The 14,814-nt window shown below is 63.0% G+C and carries 17 protein-coding genes and 1 pseudogene; 5 read left to right on the forward strand and 13 right to left on the reverse strand.

Annotation, left to right across the window (positions count from 1 at the left end; genetic code table 11):
* Nucleotides 1-192: 192 nt before the first annotated feature.
* From QNO18_RS07210 to QNO18_RS07235, 6 genes are all read right to left on the reverse strand, one after another.
* The gene (locus QNO18_RS07210) at nucleotides 193-831 is read right to left on the reverse strand and encodes a YjbF family lipoprotein (RefSeq protein ID WP_283177131.1); all 639 of its coding nucleotides are present in this window, start codon (nucleotides 829-831) and stop codon (nucleotides 193-195) included.
* Nucleotides 822-1,664, reverse strand: coding sequence for a YjbH domain-containing protein (locus tag QNO18_RS07215; RefSeq protein ID WP_283177132.1), 843 nt, complete (start codon nucleotides 1,662-1,664; stop codon nucleotides 822-824). Before QNO18_RS07215 ends, QNO18_RS07210 begins: the two co-directional genes overlap by 10 nt.
* Nucleotides 1,619-2,881, reverse strand: coding sequence for a YjbH domain-containing protein (locus QNO18_RS07220; protein ID WP_283177133.1), 1,263 nt, complete (start codon nucleotides 2,879-2,881; stop codon nucleotides 1,619-1,621). Before QNO18_RS07220 ends, QNO18_RS07215 begins: the two co-directional genes overlap by 46 nt.
* A 180-nt stretch (nucleotides 2,882-3,061) precedes the next feature.
* Entirely contained in the window at nucleotides 3,062-4,984 is a 1,923-nt protein-coding gene (locus QNO18_RS07225; protein WP_283177134.1) for a nucleoside-diphosphate sugar epimerase/dehydratase, read from the reverse strand.
* 99 nt (nucleotides 4,985-5,083) lie between these two features.
* Nucleotides 5,084-5,695 (reverse strand): sugar transferase, encoded by a 612-nt coding sequence (locus tag QNO18_RS07230; RefSeq protein ID WP_283177135.1) that lies wholly within the window; start codon nucleotides 5,693-5,695, stop codon nucleotides 5,084-5,086.
* A 3-nt stretch (nucleotides 5,696-5,698) separates the two neighbouring features.
* A complete protein-coding gene (locus QNO18_RS07235; RefSeq protein ID WP_283177136.1) occupies nucleotides 5,699-6,559 on the reverse strand; it encodes an NAD-dependent epimerase/dehydratase family protein in 861 nt (286 codons plus the stop codon).
* Between the two features lie 144 nt (nucleotides 6,560-6,703).
* Between QNO18_RS07235 and QNO18_RS07240 the strand changes: the two genes are divergently transcribed.
* Both QNO18_RS07240 and QNO18_RS07245 read left to right on the forward strand, forming a co-directional pair.
* Nucleotides 6,704-7,006: a hypothetical protein gene (locus QNO18_RS07240; protein ID WP_283177137.1), complete on the forward strand. Its 303-nt coding sequence runs from the start codon at nucleotides 6,704-6,706 to the stop codon at nucleotides 7,004-7,006.
* Nucleotides 7,003-7,845 carry a polysaccharide biosynthesis/export family protein gene (locus QNO18_RS07245; RefSeq protein WP_283177138.1) on the forward strand — a complete coding sequence of 281 codons (843 nt, stop codon included), beginning with the start codon at nucleotides 7,003-7,005 and terminating at the stop codon, nucleotides 7,843-7,845. The genes QNO18_RS07240 and QNO18_RS07245 overlap by 4 nt, the downstream gene beginning before the upstream one ends.
* A gap of 28 nt (nucleotides 7,846-7,873) precedes the next feature.
* Here QNO18_RS07245 and QNO18_RS07250 read toward each other — a convergent pair whose 3' ends face one another.
* The 4 genes and pseudogenes from QNO18_RS07250 to QNO18_RS07265 all read right to left on the reverse strand — a co-directional run bounded on the left by QNO18_RS07250 (nucleotide 7,874) and on the right by QNO18_RS07265 (nucleotide 10,190).
* Nucleotides 7,874-8,320 (reverse strand): MarR family transcriptional regulator, encoded by a 447-nt coding sequence (locus tag QNO18_RS07250; protein WP_092895714.1) that lies wholly within the window; start codon nucleotides 8,318-8,320, stop codon nucleotides 7,874-7,876.
* Nucleotides 8,317-9,159, reverse strand: coding sequence for a carbon-nitrogen hydrolase family protein (locus QNO18_RS07255; RefSeq protein ID WP_283177139.1), 843 nt, complete (start codon nucleotides 9,157-9,159; stop codon nucleotides 8,317-8,319). The genes QNO18_RS07250 and QNO18_RS07255 overlap by 4 nt, the downstream gene beginning before the upstream one ends.
* On the reverse strand, nucleotides 9,159-9,416 hold the full coding sequence (gene grxC / locus QNO18_RS07260; protein ID WP_283177140.1) for a glutaredoxin 3: 258 nt from the start codon (nucleotides 9,414-9,416) through the stop codon (nucleotides 9,159-9,161). The genes QNO18_RS07255 and grxC overlap by 1 nt, the downstream gene beginning before the upstream one ends.
* Before the next feature lie 35 nt (nucleotides 9,417-9,451).
* Nucleotides 9,452-10,190 (reverse strand): annotated as a pseudogene (locus QNO18_RS07265) (ComF family protein).
* Between the two features lie 92 nt (nucleotides 10,191-10,282).
* Here QNO18_RS07265 and QNO18_RS07270 point away from each other — a divergent pair.
* Nucleotides 10,283-11,104 carry an SAM-dependent methyltransferase gene (locus QNO18_RS07270; protein ID WP_283177141.1) on the forward strand — a complete coding sequence of 274 codons (822 nt, stop codon included), beginning with the start codon at nucleotides 10,283-10,285 and terminating at the stop codon, nucleotides 11,102-11,104.
* 72 nt (nucleotides 11,105-11,176) lie between these two features.
* Nucleotides 11,177-12,229, forward strand: coding sequence for a ferrochelatase (hemH, locus tag QNO18_RS07275; RefSeq protein ID WP_283177142.1), 1,053 nt, complete (start codon nucleotides 11,177-11,179; stop codon nucleotides 12,227-12,229).
* A 215-nt stretch (nucleotides 12,230-12,444) separates the two neighbouring features.
* On the opposite strand, the gene QNO18_RS07280 is transcribed toward hemH, so the two are convergent.
* Nucleotides 12,445-12,621 (reverse strand): hypothetical protein, encoded by a 177-nt coding sequence (locus QNO18_RS07280; protein WP_092895724.1) that lies wholly within the window; start codon nucleotides 12,619-12,621, stop codon nucleotides 12,445-12,447.
* Between the two features lie 144 nt (nucleotides 12,622-12,765).
* A complete protein-coding gene (locus QNO18_RS07285) occupies nucleotides 12,766-13,368 on the reverse strand; it encodes a L,D-transpeptidase (RefSeq protein ID WP_092895726.1) in 603 nt (200 codons plus the stop codon).
* 263 nt (nucleotides 13,369-13,631) lie between these two features.
* On the opposite strand from QNO18_RS07285, the gene QNO18_RS07290 reads away from it, so the two are divergent.
* On the forward strand, nucleotides 13,632-14,150 hold the full coding sequence (locus QNO18_RS07290; RefSeq protein ID WP_092895728.1) for a CAP domain-containing protein: 519 nt from the start codon (nucleotides 13,632-13,634) through the stop codon (nucleotides 14,148-14,150).
* Nucleotides 14,151-14,237: 87 nt separating this feature from the next.
* On the opposite strand, the gene QNO18_RS07295 is transcribed toward QNO18_RS07290, so the two are convergent.
* Nucleotides 14,238-14,738, reverse strand: a complete 501-nt coding sequence (locus tag QNO18_RS07295; protein WP_092895730.1) for a L,D-transpeptidase family protein — start codon at nucleotides 14,736-14,738, stop codon at nucleotides 14,238-14,240.
* Between the last annotated feature and the right edge of the window lie 76 nt (nucleotides 14,739-14,814).

Consider the following 14,814-nt stretch of genomic DNA (forward strand, 5'->3'; position numbering starts at 1 on the left):
GCCGGAGGGCGGTGGCGTTTGGTCAACAAAAGCGGCGGAATCACGCCTGGGATTGCGGGTGTTTCCGACTGCAGGAGGCCGGAAGATATACCGCAGTGCCCGAAAGCCTGTGACGCGCCGGATAAAAGAAAAGGTGCTGCGGGCGAGGCAGCGGAGATTCCCTGCCCCCTTCGCTTTCTTGCCCGCGCGCGGTCAGTCGACCACGCGTTCGAATTCGATCTGACCGATACCCGGGCTGACCCATTCGCGCGATTTGCGGACCTTGCCGCCTTCCAGCCAGTAATGATTGGTGAGGCGCCCGCCTTCGCGTTCACAGGTCTCGCTGATCTTGCGGGTGCTGTGGCCGCGCCCGTAGATCGTCACCGTCTCGGACCCGTCGGTGGTGGTGACGCAATTGTAATCGCGCCGTCCGGTCTGGTCATCGGCATCCATATAGAAATACGACCGCCGGTAAGCGCCGCCCGAGGCGATCTGGCCGGCCTGGGGGGCAGCAGAGGACATCAGATCAGCGCCAAGCCCCCGGGTCTCGATCAGGATATCCCCACGGAACGAGAACAGCATCCCGTCCGCCGAGAACCATTGTGTCACATCGCCACGACGGTCGCGGATGGTGAGGAACGTCTCGATCCCGCGCGAGGGGACGCGCAGTTTCATCACCGGCCCGCCCGATTTCTCGATCGCGGCGCGGCTGACATTGCCGATCGGTGCCAGCTGGCCACCGGCCTCGCCGCCCGTCAGGTCGCTGACCCCGGGGATGAGCTTTTCCAGCTTGCCGCAGCCCGCGAGCGTGGCGAGCAGCGCCAGCGCGCCGGTGGTGGTTTTCAGCGCCATACGCGGCTCCATTGGTCATCGACCCGGTCAGAGTGATAATCGCGGATCGTGTCATAGAGCCTGCCCTCGACATCGACACGCGCGCCGCCGTCGCGTTGCAGCGGGCGGATGGTCTGGCTGATTTCCTGGCGGGACGGGTTGCTGAGCATCCAGTTCATCGGGATGGTGATGCGGATCCCCTTGTCGAACCGCCCCTCGCCAACCTCTGCCGCGCTGGCATCGGTCAGGGTGGCAAAAGCGCCCACTTTCCAGCCATTGGCGAATTCGCGGTCCAGCGTCAGCGTTGCGCCGACATCGCCCGCAAGATAGCGCCCGACATCTAGCTGGCCGAGATAGCCATTGCCGAAATCGTAATAGGCCGAAAGGTAGCCGGTCGCGATGGCATAGTCATAGTCGCCAAAGCCCAGCATGCCGTCGGTGTCACGCTGCTTGGTGTAATTCACCTCGACCCCAAGGGCGAGCGGGCTGTCGGCGGGCTTCCAGAGCACCTCACCCGAGACGCCGCCATGCATCCGTTCCAGATAACCGACGGTGACGCGGCTGTAGAAATTCGGGGCAGGGTGGGCGTACCAGGCCAGCGTCGCGCGTTCGAACGCGAAATCGGAATCCTCGTTATATTTGCGCGTGTCCGAGCGAACATGGGGCAGGGTGCCGCCTTTGGGGACCAGATGGGCTTTCTCGGAATTGCCGGCGATCTTTTGATAGATGGTGCCCGAGGCCACCCAGCCAGGGGCGAAATCATAGCTGGCCGAGGCGCGGATACCGATATCGCCATGCGCCGGCGACGTCACGCGGAAGCCCGGCAGGATGCGCCAGCGGAGTTTCTGATACATGTCCTCTTCGGCGCCTGCGCCACCGGGATCATCTCGCCTGCATCGGCCCAGGTGACACGGTCCCGCAGGGTCGCGGCATTGTTGGGCGTATGCTCCAGCCGTTCAAGATCCGAACGGCGGATGGTGACTTTCGACACGCCCATGCCTTTGACGACCGGCACGATCTCAAAGGTCTCGACCGAGGCCGGCATCACAGCGGCAAGGGCGCGGGCGGTGCGGCCTATCGCCTGGGCCGGGGCGTCAAGCTTGTCATTGCGGATGCGGATCTGCACGCGATCAGCGGTATAGGCGAAATCCTCGATCCGGATTCCGTCCTTTTCCAGATAGCGGTTCAGGTTCTTGCGCAACACACCATTGGCATCGGCCTGCGTCACCCAGCCGCCGTCATAAGCATCCGGGTTCGAGGCACGCGACGGGCGGGTGATCACCGGGATCGGCCCTGACCCCAGCACGCCGATGGTGCCGGGGCGGTTTTTCGGATCCATCACCAAATGGAAGGAAAGCCCGAATTCCGACCCGTAAAGCGAATAGGCGCCGATGCGGACATTGTCGCCCCAAGCGTATTCGACGCCGATATTATAGGGGTTCTTGCGCTCGAACACTTTCCGGTCGCCGGATTCCAGATTGTAATTGTCGCTGGAATACTCGGCCTTCAGCGTCCATTTGTCGTTGATCTTATATTCAAGGCCGCCAAAGAGTGCGGCCGGGCCGCGAAACCAGTTATCGGCGTTCAGCTCAGAGCCGAGGCCGGTGGCGGAATCCCAGGTGTCGCGCACGCCGCCGAACGGATTGCCAAAGGACTGGTAGCTGCCAAAACGCCCCCAGCCGATGCCGGCGGTCACCTTCAGCCTGTCGTTGAAGGTTTTGGTCGCGACAAGATATTCGGCAGAATTAAAGCCTGTCCCCAGAAAATCCTGCAACCCGAGGGTGACAGCGGGCATCCATGTGCCCTCTTCCGCGAGGCGGAAGCGCAGATCGAAGCTGCGGTCATTATAGGTCGAATAATCATTCGGGTCGGGCAGAACATCGTTCCACTTGCCGGTCGCCTGCAGCCGGAAACTTGCGGCCATCCAGGAGGTGATCTGGAAGCTGAGTGTTGCGCGAGACACCGCGCCAAATTTCGAAACAGAGAGATTGAAGGTGCCATCCGGCATAGCATCGCCCGAGGGCATATCAATAAGGCCGGGCACGCCGCTGAAGCTCAGCGTCGGTTTCATCTCTGCCTTCGACTCTCGCACAAAGGGAAACGTCATCACCGATGCACAAACCGTCGCAAGCAGCAGGCTACGTGTCTTGCTTGCCAAAACTGACCCTCCGTTCGCCCCATCTATGCGAAAGCCTGCACCGAACGGCAAGCCCTGCTGTGCGCAGCTGCCCACAGATTGGCAGGAACCGCGTCACTGCGACATCACTGCCGCGTTGAGATCCCGCCCGGCTTCGCCAGTGCCGCAGGCGACGCTGATCGCCAGTTCACGGGCTTCCGCGGCATCGCCTGTGGCGGCAATCCGGCCAAGCCTTTGCAGCAGAAGCGGAATTTCCAGCCGGGTCTCGTCTTCTTCACTCGCGCGCAGGATCTTGGGATGCGGCGTGCGCAACAGGCCGTCGCCGATCAGCAATTCCTCATGCAGTTTTTCGCCAGGACGCAGCCCGATGACGGTGATTTCAATATCGCCGGTCGGGTTGTTCTCATCGCGTAAGGTATAGCCCGCCGCTTCGATCAGCTGGGTCGCGAGGTCGCGGATCCGGACCGGCTTGCCCATGTCCAGCACGAAGACATTGGCGCGCCCGCGTGTCGAGGCATCCTCGAACGAGCCCGCCAGCAGGACGAGCCGGGTCGCCTCGGAGATCGTCATGAAATAGCGGGTGACGTCTTCATGGGTCAGGGTGACCGGCCCGCCATGCGCGATCTGGTCTTTGAAGAGCGGAATGACCGAGCCCGAGGACCCCAGCACGTTTCCGAACCGCACGATTGAGAAATGTGTGCCCGGGTGGCGATGCGCCATATCCTGGATCACCAGTTCCGCCAGCCGTTTGGAGGCGCCCATCACATTCGTGGGCCTGACCGCCTTATCTGTCGAAACCAGCAAAAAGCGCTGCACCCCCGCCTCGACACAGGCATCGGCCAGCGCCCTGGTGCCCAGCACATTGTTTACCAGACCCGAAATCGGATTGGCCTCGACCAGCGGGACATGTTTATAGGCGGCGGCATGGAGCACCACCTCGACGCCGTTTTCATGGATGGTGCGGCGCAGGGTACGGGCATCCGTGACCGATCCCAGCACCGGTTCGATATGGATATCCTGCGCGCCGGGCATCGCGGCGAGTTCGCGCTCGATGGTGTAAAGCGCCAGTTCGGACATCTCGAACAGAACCAGCCGCGCCGGTCCGCAGGACATAAGCTGGCGGCACAGCTCGGACCCGACAGACCCCCCGGCGCCCGAGACCAGGACCGAGCGGCCGTAATAGGCGTCCGATCCGTCCGGCAGGCCGACATCAAGCCGGTCGCGGTTCAGAAAATGCCCCGGCGAAACCGATTTCAGCGTATCGACGCGCATCTCGGCACCGGCGAGCTGCTCGAACGAGGGCAGCACCTGCACCTCCAGCCCAAGCGCCTGCATCTGCCGCACGATCCGCATCTGTTTTGGTGCCGACAGCGACGGGATCGCCAGGATCACCCGGTTGATCTCATGATTGCGGGCAATATCGGAAATCCACTCGGGCGAGAGGATGCGCAGCCCGGCAATGCGCTGGCTGGACAGGTTCGTGTCATCATCAAGGAAGGCGACAACGCGGATCGTCTCATGCGCTTTCAGGGCCGAAGCGAGACGCAGCCCCGTGGTGCCGGCACCATAGATCAGAACCCGTACCGGCACTTTGTTATAGCGCAGCGCCGAGAGGTAAAGCTGCAGCAATACCACCCGCGAGCCAATGGCGGACAGAAACAGGATCAGCGCAAAGGCCAGCGTCCCGACCACCGGGAAATAGAGCCCCGGCAGGCTGGTGACGAAAAAGGCGCCGGTCGCCACCACTGCCGCATAGGGGAAGATCCCGATGGTGCCGAAGGTCTCATAGCTTTTCAGCTTGACCCGCAGCAGCCCGAAGGCGACCGAGGCAAAGCCGCCAAACACCGCCAGCAGCGGAAAGACCAGCCCCAGCCGCGAGAGCTGCTCGCTGGGCCAGAGTGTATTATACGTGAAAATGCAGGCCAGCAAAAAGCTGAATGGGGCCAGCGAGACATCGAGCAGCCAGATGGCCAGTTGCTTGTGCTGCCTGGTCAGAGATTGGGAGATCCAGAACAGCGTCTTGCGAAAAGATGTCATTGTCAGAAAGATCACCAAGTAACTGAACACAGAATGAGCATATGCCACCCACAGGGCAAGCGTAACATGCTGCGCAGCCTGTCGGCGGCATTTACCGGCCTATTTCCGCCGTAAAACCTGCCCGATCGTGCGGCCGAGTATGACAATATCGTAACAAAGGCTGCGCTTCGTGCGGTAGATCAGGTCGAGATGCGCCTTTCTGGGCACACAGCGCCGGCGGTAAACCTCGTCGGTCTCAGATGCGTCACGGCATTGCGCAAGCAGCCATGCCTCGTGGCGATGGAAGTGCAGCGTGGCGAGGCCGGTGAGACCGGGGCGGCATTGCAGCACCTCGCGGTAAAGATCGGGGAAGGCCTCGGTATATTGCCGCAAGGGCGGGCGCGGGCCGACAATGCTCATATCACCTTTGAGGATGTTCCAGATCTGCGGGATCTCATCAAGCCGGTAGCGGCGCAGGATGCGGCCCTCGCGGGTGATGCGCGCGCTTTTATCGCCGCCCGAAACGCCGGTATCGGCACGGTCCACCGTCATGGTGCGAAATTTCCACAGCCGGAACGGCTGGTCGGGTGTCTTCATCCGCTCGGCACGGTAGAAGACCGGCCGGCCGGAACGGATCAGGATCCAGATCGCGATGATCAGCGCCGGCACAGCCAGCAGAAAGGCTGCCATCAGCGCGAGAACAAGGTCAAAGAGGCGTTTGCCGGGGGTCATGGTTTATGGCTCCGGCAGGGCGCGCAGCGCCTGGATTTCCGCGATGATCTGTGCGGGCGTGGCAGAAGGCAGCGGCAGCAGCGCGGCAAGCGCGGCATTGTCCTGGGTTGCGACCGGCACCACCTTTGGATTGGGTGCGGCCCAGCCCCATGCGAGGTCTGACGCACGCAGGAGATCGGCCATGCCCAAAGGTGGCGCCTGCACGATATTCAGCACGGGCGGCAGGGCTTCGCCCGCCGCAATCCGCCCCAGCAGCGCGGCCAGTGCCTGGGCGAAGGTGAGGGGGCCGATCCAGGACCGCAATGGCCCGCCCGGCGCATCTGCAACCGGGTCGAGGCGAATGTCCTGCCCGGGCGCGCGCGGGGCCAAAAGTGCATCGGCCCCGGCCAGATTGCCAAGCCGCAGGATGGTCAGCGGCAGGCCCGATGCCACAAGCAGACGCTCGGCCTCCAGCTTGGCCGCACCATAGGGGCCCGGCGGCGCAGGCGGGTCGCTTTCGCGGGCCGGCACCGGCCCCGGCGCATAGACGGCCGCAGTTGAGAGACAGACCAGATGGCGGACATGATTTTGGCGACAGGCCTCCAGCACCGGCGGGATCAGACCCGGATTGGAACCCGGATCCCTCGCGCCGGTCGTGCCGGCCAGATGCAAAAGGATCGCATCCCGCCGCCAGGCCGGTGCAGGGCCGGCGCCGATATCCCAGCGGATGCCGGGCGTCTCCTGCCGCGAAGACCACAGAAACCGCAGCGCCGGCGGTGGCGCGGCCGTCCAGACCCGTTTCAGGATCGAGCCAACCCGGCCTGCCGCGCCGGTTACAATAACAGTGGTCTCTGACAGAGTTGCCCCCAGGTTTTTGCGCCGCATTCCCGCCAAATCGTCCCGGCCAATGTCACAGGCAATTGACCGCAGCCGACCAGAGCTTATGGTCCCGGGGGTCGAACTGTCCATATATGGGGATATGCGGACAGGCACGACACCGGAATTCCAGGGCTGCCGCCGGAGATTTGTATGCGTTCCTCGTCTGTCGTCAGGCTGCTTGTCGCAGCCACTGTCTCTGTGTCACTTGCCGGCTGCACCGCGCCGAGAGGGGCGGGGAAGGCGAGCGAGATCCTGCGCGGCGCTGATGCCGAAGACGCCGATTTCCAGGTGGTGCATGTGTCGCGCGATACGGTGGGGAGGGTTTCGGGCTGGCCCGGCCTGGGCGGGGGCGCCGCCACCTCGGGCTGGCTGACGAAAAAGCGTGGGCCTTCGGGCAATACTATCCAGGCCGGCGACAAGGTCGATCTGACGATCTGGGAGACCGGGATGTGACGCTCCTGTCGCAGCCGGGACAGAAACTCGTGGCGCTGCCGGGGCTTACCGTCTCGCCCGATGGGTCGATCTACCTGCCCTTCGCCGACAAGGTCTATATTGGCAATATGACCCCCGACCAGGCGCGCGAGGCGGTACAGAAAAAAATCGAAACGATCATGCCCTCGTCGCAGGTGCTGGTCGCGCATCAGCCGGGGCATAAATCGACCGTCGATCTGGTCTCAGGCGTCAATGCGCCTGGCAGCTATCCGATGCCCTCGCGGGACTTTACCGTACTGGGCCTGCTTGCCATGGGAGGCGGCATCCCGGCCGCGATGAAGAACCCCTATGTGCGGCTGATGCGCGACGGCAAGCTCTACGGCATCTCTGCCGACCGGCTGCTGAAAGACCCGGCGCAGGACACCACGCTGCGTGGCGGCGACAAGGTCTATGTCGAATCGGATGAACGCTATTTCATCGCGCTGGGCGCTTCGGGCGCCGAATCGCAGGTGCCCTTCCCGCAAGAACGGGTGACCGCACTGGAGGCTCTGTCGCTGACCGGCGGGCTGAACGATGCGCGTGCGGATGCCAAATCGGTGCTGGTCCTGCGCAACTATCCGGCGACTGCGCTGCGTGCGGCGAGCAGCGCGGCAGGCGTGGGCCCGGACAAGCAACGCGTGATCTTTGCCATCGACCTGACCTCGGCAGACGGGCTGTTCTCGGCCGGACAGTTCTACATCCAGAACAAGGATGTGGTTGTGGTGGCAGAAAGCCCGATCGGCTCGGCGGCTTCCATCATCGGCCTTGCGGCGGGTGTGATGGGCATCGGACGCGCGGCCCAGGCGATTTCGAACAACTGATTGCGGGGCTGAGGCGGCGGGAGGGCCTTCAGCCCTCCTGTTCCAGCCTTGCCCGCATCTCACGCAGGACCGGCAGGACGGCGCGCACCCGGTCCTGGCCAAGCGCCTCGACCACTTCGGCAATCATCGGCGTCACTGCCTGGACGGCGGCATCGCGGGCGGCGCGTCCGGCGGGGCTGATCGCCACGAATTTCCGGCGTGCGTCATCCCAGTCGGGGCGGATATGGATATGCCCGGCCCATTCCAGCCGCGACAGTGTGTTGGTCATCGCGCCCCGCGTGACATGGAACGCGCGCGCAAGCTGCGCGGGGCTGCGTTCATCCTGCACCCGCGCGAGGTGGTTCAGCACCGAGAACTGCGACAGTTCCATGCCCTTTGGCAGTGCTTTCGAAATGCGGTTGCGCGCAAGCTGATCGGTCATGAACAATTCGCCAAACAGCGCGACGGCAATGTCTTCGGTGCGGTCCTGGCTCATAGGGGCGTATCCGGCCCGCTGAAATCGCGGTCATGGCTCAGCGCCGGAACCCGGCCCCGCGCCCGCGCGATCTGGGAAAGGTCGAGATCGGCCAGGGTGACGCCCGGCTCGGTCCCGCCATCGGCGATCACCTCGCCCCAGGGCGCGATGGCAAGCGAATGGCCCCAGGTGCGCCGCCCGCGGCCATGCGCCTCGCGGTGAAAACCGGTCTGGGCAGGGGCGAGGACGAAACAGCCATTTTCAATGGCGCGGGCGCGCAGCAGGGTCTCCCAATGCGCGCGTCCGGTGGTGTCGTTGAAGGCCGCCGGCACGGTCAGGATCTCTGCGCCGCCTTTCGCGAGGTGGCGGAAAAGATGCGGGAAGCGGAGGTCGTAGCAGACCGCCATGCCGACCTTACCAAAGGGTGTTTCCGCCACCACCGCGCGGTCGCCGGGCCGATAGCCTGCGCTCTCGCGGTAGATCTCGGTTTCCGAGACATTGACGTCGAACATATGAATTTTGTCGTACCGCGCGAGGATGCCGCCATCCGGCCCGATCAGAAAGGAGCGATTCGCGAATCGTCCATCTGCATCGCGGGTCAACAGCCCCAGCGAACCGATCAGCAGATGCTTCCCCGCCGCCGCTGCTGCCTCGCGCAGGGCGCTGAGCGTGGGGTCGTCGTCCTCATGGTGATAAACACTGCGTTGGTGATCGCGCGATGAGGACAGGCAATTGGTCATCTCGGGCGTCAGGATGAAATCCGCACCCGAGGCCACCGCGGTGCGAAACATACCCTGGACCGAGGCGAGATTCTCGGCCGGGTCGTCTGTCACATTCAGCTGGATCAGAGCCGCGCGCATCAGCCGGCCAGCAAGGCGTCAAGCCTGCCCTCATGCTCCAGCGCATGCAGATCGTCCGAGCCACCGACATGGGTCTGGCCGATGAAAATCTGCGGCACCGTCCGCCGCCCGCCGGCACGGTTGGTCATGGCGATCCGCAGATCCGGGTCGCGGCTGACGTCAATCTCGGCGAAGGCCACGCCCTTTTTCGTCAGAAGCCGCTTTGCCGCGAGGCAATAGGGGCAGGTGGGGGTGGTGTAGATCTCGACTTTACGCATGGCTCGTCCCTTATTCCGGATGGAACTATAGGGATTTAACCATTGCGTGCAACGCGTGCGAGGGCGAGAACGGATACCGGCCCTGCGCCTGCTGCATGACAGGCGGCGGTCGCTGCGGAAAATGTCGCCCCCGAGGTCATCACATCATCGACCAGCAGCACCGGGCGGCCCCGGATCCGGGCGGCCTGGCGCGGCGAAATGCGAAATGCCCCGTCAAGCGCGGCAAAGCGCGCCTCGCGCGAGCGGCCCTCCTGGCTGCCTGTGGCGCGCGGGCGGGTCAACAGATCGGGAAAGTGATCAAGCCCGGTCAGCCGGGCCAGTTCATGCGACAACAGGGCAGCCTGGTTGTATTGCCGCCGAAAGAGCCGCCAGCGGTGCAACGGGCACGGGGGCGATCACCATGCCTTCGGCCAGCAGGGGCCGTGCCGCGCGCGCAAGCCACTCGCCCATGGGGCGCGCCAGATCCAGCCGGTCGCCATGTTTCAGCGCCAGCACAAGGCTGCGCCCGGTCGCCCTGTAGAGCATCGCCGCGCGCCCGGCCGCCCAGGGGCGGGGGGCGGCATGGCATTCCTCGCAAAGGTGATCCCCGCCGCCAGCTGCCCCGGAGGCATCCGGATCTGCGGGCACCTCCAGGCCGCAGGTGCTGCAGCAGGCGCCGGTGATAAACGGCGTGTCACGCCAGCAGCCGCCGCAAAGCCCGAAATCCGACGAGACCAGCCCGCCGCAGGCAATGCATTGCGGCGGAAATACCGCGCGGATCAGCCCGAGCCCCAGTGTCTTCGCAAGCAAAGAAGGCCGACCGGACGGCGCCCCAATCACCTTATCTTCGCTTGCATCTTTGCCTGCGCCCCCTATTTTCCGCCATCATGTCCGCACCTGTCCTGACCGATCGCCACGCCCTTTCGCTGCACCGCCGTCGCGCGGTTGCCTCGCCTGATCCGGCCTTTTTCCTGCTTGAAGAGGCTGCCGATGAGATCAAGGAAAGGCTGCTTTCGGTTAACAGGAGGTTTACGGCGCCGGTTCTGATCAGCGGTTTTCCGGATTTCTGGGCCGGGGCGCTGCCGGATCTGCCGCAATCCCCGGATCTGCCGCTGCTTGACCTGGCCCCTGGCAGCCAGGATGCCGTAATCCACGCGATGAGCCTGCATTGGGCGGATGACCCGGTCGGGCAGATGGTGCAGGGGTTTCGCGCCCTGAAACCCGACGGGTTGTTCCTCGCCCTTTTGTTCGGCGGACAAACGCTGCACGAGCTGCGCGCCTGTCTCGCCGAGGCCGAGGCCGAAATCAGCGGCGGTCTCTCGCCCCGGATCCTGCCGATGGCCGAGATCCGCGATCTGGGCGCGCTGTTGCAACGAGCCGGATTCGCACTGCCGGTGGCAGACAGTTTCACCCGCAAAGTGGCCTATCGCGACATTTTTCATCTGATGTCGGATCTGCGCGCCATGGGCGAGACCAATGCGCTGGCAGCCCGGTTGCGCCGCCCGACATCGCGCGCGCTGTTTCTAAGGGCTGGCGAGATCTATCGGCAAAATTTCCCGGCAGCCGGCGACCGGATCGAGGCTACATTCGAGGTGATCTGCCTGACCGGATGGACCCCGCATGAAAGCCAGCAAAAGCCGCTGCGCCCCGGATCAGCACGCGCGCGGCTGGCGGATGCGCTTCGTGCGACGGAACACCGCTTGCCGTGATGCGGCCTGGCGCTTGACCCCACAGGTCAAGCCTGTATCCCGGACCCGCAACCAGCAGAGGGAGCGACAGGCATGACTGACGCGAGAATCAGCGCGGCGAACGGGCTCCCCGAAGGGCATCCGGTGACGGGCAGCAAGAAGATCGGCGTGCTGATCGCCAATCTCGGCACGCCTGACGGCTATGATTACTGGTCGATGCGCCGCTATCTGAACGAATTCCTGTCAGACAAGCGGGTGATCGATATCCCGGACTGGAAATGGCAGCCGCTGTTGCAGGCGGTGATCCTGTCGAAACGCCCCTTCACCTCAGGCGCGAATTACAAGCTGATCTGGAACGAAGACCTGAACGAATCGCCTCTGATGACGATCACCAAGGCGCAGACGGCTGCGCTTGCGGCGTCGCTGAAGGCGCAGTTCGGCGACCGGGTCGAGGTCGATTTCTGCATGCGTTACGGCAAGCCCTCGACAGAGGAAAAGCTGAAAGCGCTGATCGCAAAAGGGTGCACGAAGATCGCCTTCCTGCCGCTTTACCCGCAATATGCGGGGGCAACGGTGGCGACGGCGAATGACCAGCTCTTCCGCGCGCTGATGCAGGAAAAGCGCCAGCCCTCGGTCCGGATCGTTCCGGAATATTACGACAACCCGGCCTATATCACGGCACTGGCGGGGTCGGTCACCCGCGCCTATGCGGCGCTGGATCACCGTCCCGATCTGCTGGTCGCAAGCTATCACGGCATGCCGAAACGCTATGTCGAAGAGGGTGACCCCTATTTCTGCCAATGCCGCAAGACCTCGCGCCTGTTGCGCGAGGCGCTCGGCTGGGACGAGGCAGAGCTGCATACGTCTTTCCAGTCGGTCTTTGGCACCGAGGAATGGCTGCGCCCCTATACGGTCGAATATGTGGCCGAGCTGGCGAAACAGGGAAGGAAGCGGATCGCAGTGATCGCACCGGCCTTTTCGGCCGATTGCATCGAGACGCTGGAAGAGATCCAGGGCGAGATTCAGGAGGCCTTCCTGCATGCCGGGGGCGAGCGCTTCACCTATATTCCCTGCCTCAATGACGACCCGGCCCATATCGAGGCCCTGACCGGCATCATCGCGGCTAATCTGGCTGGCTGGGTCTGAGCAGGCGTCAGACGGTTCCCTGGCGGCTCTGCGGGATGATTCTCTTGGTTAATCCCGCGGGCCTAATCGCCCCGGAGGTGCTCAGCCTTGTGTCCGATCGAGGCATCTGCCGCCCGGATCTGACACAGGCATAAGGCATACGCATCAAGGCATAGACACAAATGAAAAGGGACGGCAGAAGCTCTGCCGTCCCTTTCCATGAATTGCTTCAGTGATCAGCTTGCGGCAGCTGCTGCGATCACAACGAGCACCAGCAGCGGAACAAGGATGCCGCCCGAGGACGACGTCGTTTGCTTCACGACTTCCGGCTCCATATGGGGTTCAACAACACCACCTGCGAAAGCCGACGAAGCGGCAACCGAGAGAGCAGCGGCAAGCGCGATTTTTTTCATCTTAGAATCTCCAGTTACAGCATGCCGTGGTATTGCAGAGGTCACGACATGCACCCAAGTGTCCTCGTAACCGTTTGTTAATCAGGAGCCCCTGGAAAATGCAATTCGCTGTAAGCGGGTGCTGTATGTAGGGCTAAAGTGTCGTCAAATTAGCAACACTTGTGTGCCAATTTGCGCCATATCGTAAAGTTCCTGCACGTGTTCATTATACATGCCGATGCAGCCATTGGACGATTTCCGCCCGATCTTGCGCGTGTCATGCGTGCCGTGGATCCGGTAATAGGTCCAGCTCAGATACATTGCGCGGGTTCCAAGCGGATTGTCCGCAGCACCGCCTTCGACCACATCCGGCCATTCCGGATTGCGCTCTTTCATCGAGGGCGTCGGACGCCAGGACGGATTGACGACCTTTTGCACCACTTCGGTCCGGCCGAGACGGGTCAGATCATCCGAGAGCGGCACCGAAGTCGGGTAAAGCCGGTAGACCGACTGGTCCTCCGACCAGAAGTGAAGCGCCCGCGAGGTGATATCGACGAGAATCGCCCCTTTGCGGGTGTTGTCGAAATAGCCCCGCCAGTCCAGCATCCGGAAGCTGGAGGCATTGTTGCGCGGAGTATCCTGGGCCATTGCCGGCGTCAGCCCGGTGCCGAAAGTGGCGGCTCCGAAGGCAGAGGCGCCCAGAGCGGCGGCCCCCAACGCGGCGGCATTGCCAAGCACCCTGCGGCGATTCAGGTGGTCAGCGGACATCTCGTTACTCCTGCAATGGGTATTTTTGTGCGGAACCTAGTATTTTCCGGCGTCATGCGCAAATCAAACGGTTGTAACTTCGGTGCATGGCGGCGCCCTGCGCTGTTCAAAGGCGCGAAAGCGGGCCGGGGCGATGTCGGCGCCGCCGTTGGGCATGGCCCCGGGGGCCGCCCGTCGCCTGCGTTATGCGTAGCATTTGCGCCCGCGCCGCAGAACGGATAAAAGGGGGCAAAACACCGAAACGGGCAGTAGTTGGTGAGAGCATGAACAGACGAGCATTCCTGGCCCTGGGGCCGGCACTTCTGCTGGCGGCATGTGTGGGGGCGGGAACCGAACCGGTGCAGCTTGGTGCGGATGGCAAACCGCTGCCGCGCATCTATCGCATCACCCCGGCCATTGCCGAACAGATCCCTTATCGCTTCCTCGACAGCGTCAATACGATGCGCCGGGCAAAGGGCGCACAGCCTCTGGCCTTCAGCGCGGCGCTGAATGCGGCGGCAGAGACCCATTCGCGCGATATGTCGGTGCAGAACCGCCCCTGGCATTTCGGCTCTGACGGCTCTTCGCCGCTGACGCGGGTGCAGCGTGCGGGCTATAACGGGCGGCTTTTGGGCGAGAATATCTCTGAGACCTATCAGACCGAGCTTGAGACGCTTTCGGTCTGGATGGCGGCCAAGGACCAGCGCGATGTGATTCTCGATCCGAATGCGCGCGAGGCGGGCTTCGCCTGGTATCAGGAAGAGGGCGGCAAGATCTGGTGGACCCTGGTCACCGGCGGCTGATCCGGAATCGGAGACCCATTCAAAGCAAAACGGGCGGCCCGCACAGGTCGCCCGTTTTGTTTAGGGTACTGGTTATGAGGCGAGAATTCAGGGCAGAATGTGGATCGGCGTGCCCAGGTTGACCATAGAATAGACCTCTTCGATCTGATCATCGGTCACGGCGATACAGCCTTCGGTCCAGTCCCGCACCGAGACTTTGTTGCGCGGCCCGCCATGGATGAAGATCTCACCGCCAGGCTTTTTATTCTGCAAAAGCGCGAATTCCTTGTCGATGACATTGGGGTAATTCACGTAAAGCGACAGGTGATAGCGCGAATTCGGGTTCTTGAAGGTCATGTAATAGGTGCCTTCGGGCGTCTTGCCGTCCCCTTCGAACTGCTTGTGGCCGACCGGTGCGAAACCTAGGCCCACATCATATTTCTTCAGCACTTTTTCATTGTGCAGAAGATACATGATTCGGTCGGTCTTCTTGATGACGACCGAAGTGACCTCCGGGCCCTTATAGGTCCGGAATTTGGTATCCTTCTTGCCACAGGCTGCCAGCGTCACCGCAAGCGCCAGGATAATAAGAAGTCTGAATGCCCGCATGGAGTGTTTCCGCTCGCCTGTTTTTTTACCGGATAGCGGAATCACCTTACTGAGGCCAGCATTCCCGTCGCCATCC

Source organism: Gemmobacter sp. 24YEA27 (assembly GCF_030052995.1).
Lineage (GTDB): Bacteria > Pseudomonadota > Alphaproteobacteria > Rhodobacterales > Rhodobacteraceae > Pseudogemmobacter.

Coding starts and splice junctions, on each gene's coding strand:
- QNO18_RS07210 (WP_283177131.1), bottom strand. CDS start 831: ATGGCGCTGAAAACCACCACCGGCGCGCTGGCGCTGCTCGCCACGCTC.
- QNO18_RS07215 (WP_283177132.1), bottom strand. CDS start 1,664: ATGTATCAGAAACTCCGCTGGCGCATCCTGCCGGGCTTCCGCGTGACG.
- QNO18_RS07220 (WP_283177133.1), bottom strand. CDS start 2,881: ATGAAACCGACGCTGAGCTTCAGCGGCGTGCCCGGCCTTATTGATATG.
- QNO18_RS07225 (WP_283177134.1), bottom strand. CDS start 4,984: ATGACATCTTTTCGCAAGACGCTGTTCTGGATCTCCCAATCTCTGACC.
- QNO18_RS07230 (WP_283177135.1), bottom strand. CDS start 5,695: ATGACCCCCGGCAAACGCCTCTTTGACCTTGTTCTCGCGCTGATGGCA.
- QNO18_RS07235 (WP_283177136.1), bottom strand. CDS start 6,559: ATGCGGCGCAAAAACCTGGGGGCAACTCTGTCAGAGACCACTGTTATT.
- QNO18_RS07240 (WP_283177137.1), top strand. CDS start 6,704: ATGCGTTCCTCGTCTGTCGTCAGGCTGCTTGTCGCAGCCACTGTCTCT.
- QNO18_RS07250 (WP_092895714.1), bottom strand. CDS start 8,320: ATGAGCCAGGACCGCACCGAAGACATTGCCGTCGCGCTGTTTGGCGAA.
- QNO18_RS07255 (WP_283177139.1), bottom strand. CDS start 9,159: ATGCGCGCGGCTCTGATCCAGCTGAATGTGACAGACGACCCGGCCGAG.
- grxC (WP_283177140.1), bottom strand. CDS start 9,416: ATGCGTAAAGTCGAGATCTACACCACCCCCACCTGCCCCTATTGCCTC.
- QNO18_RS07270 (WP_283177141.1), top strand. CDS start 10,283: ATGTCCGCACCTGTCCTGACCGATCGCCACGCCCTTTCGCTGCACCGC.
- hemH (WP_283177142.1), top strand. CDS start 11,177: ATGACTGACGCGAGAATCAGCGCGGCGAACGGGCTCCCCGAAGGGCAT.
- QNO18_RS07280 (WP_092895724.1), bottom strand. CDS start 12,621: ATGAAAAAAATCGCGCTTGCCGCTGCTCTCTCGGTTGCCGCTTCGTCG.
- QNO18_RS07285 (WP_092895726.1), bottom strand. CDS start 13,368: ATGTCCGCTGACCACCTGAATCGCCGCAGGGTGCTTGGCAATGCCGCC.
- QNO18_RS07290 (WP_092895728.1), top strand. CDS start 13,632: ATGAACAGACGAGCATTCCTGGCCCTGGGGCCGGCACTTCTGCTGGCG.
- QNO18_RS07295 (WP_092895730.1), bottom strand. CDS start 14,738: ATGCGGGCATTCAGACTTCTTATTATCCTGGCGCTTGCGGTGACGCTG.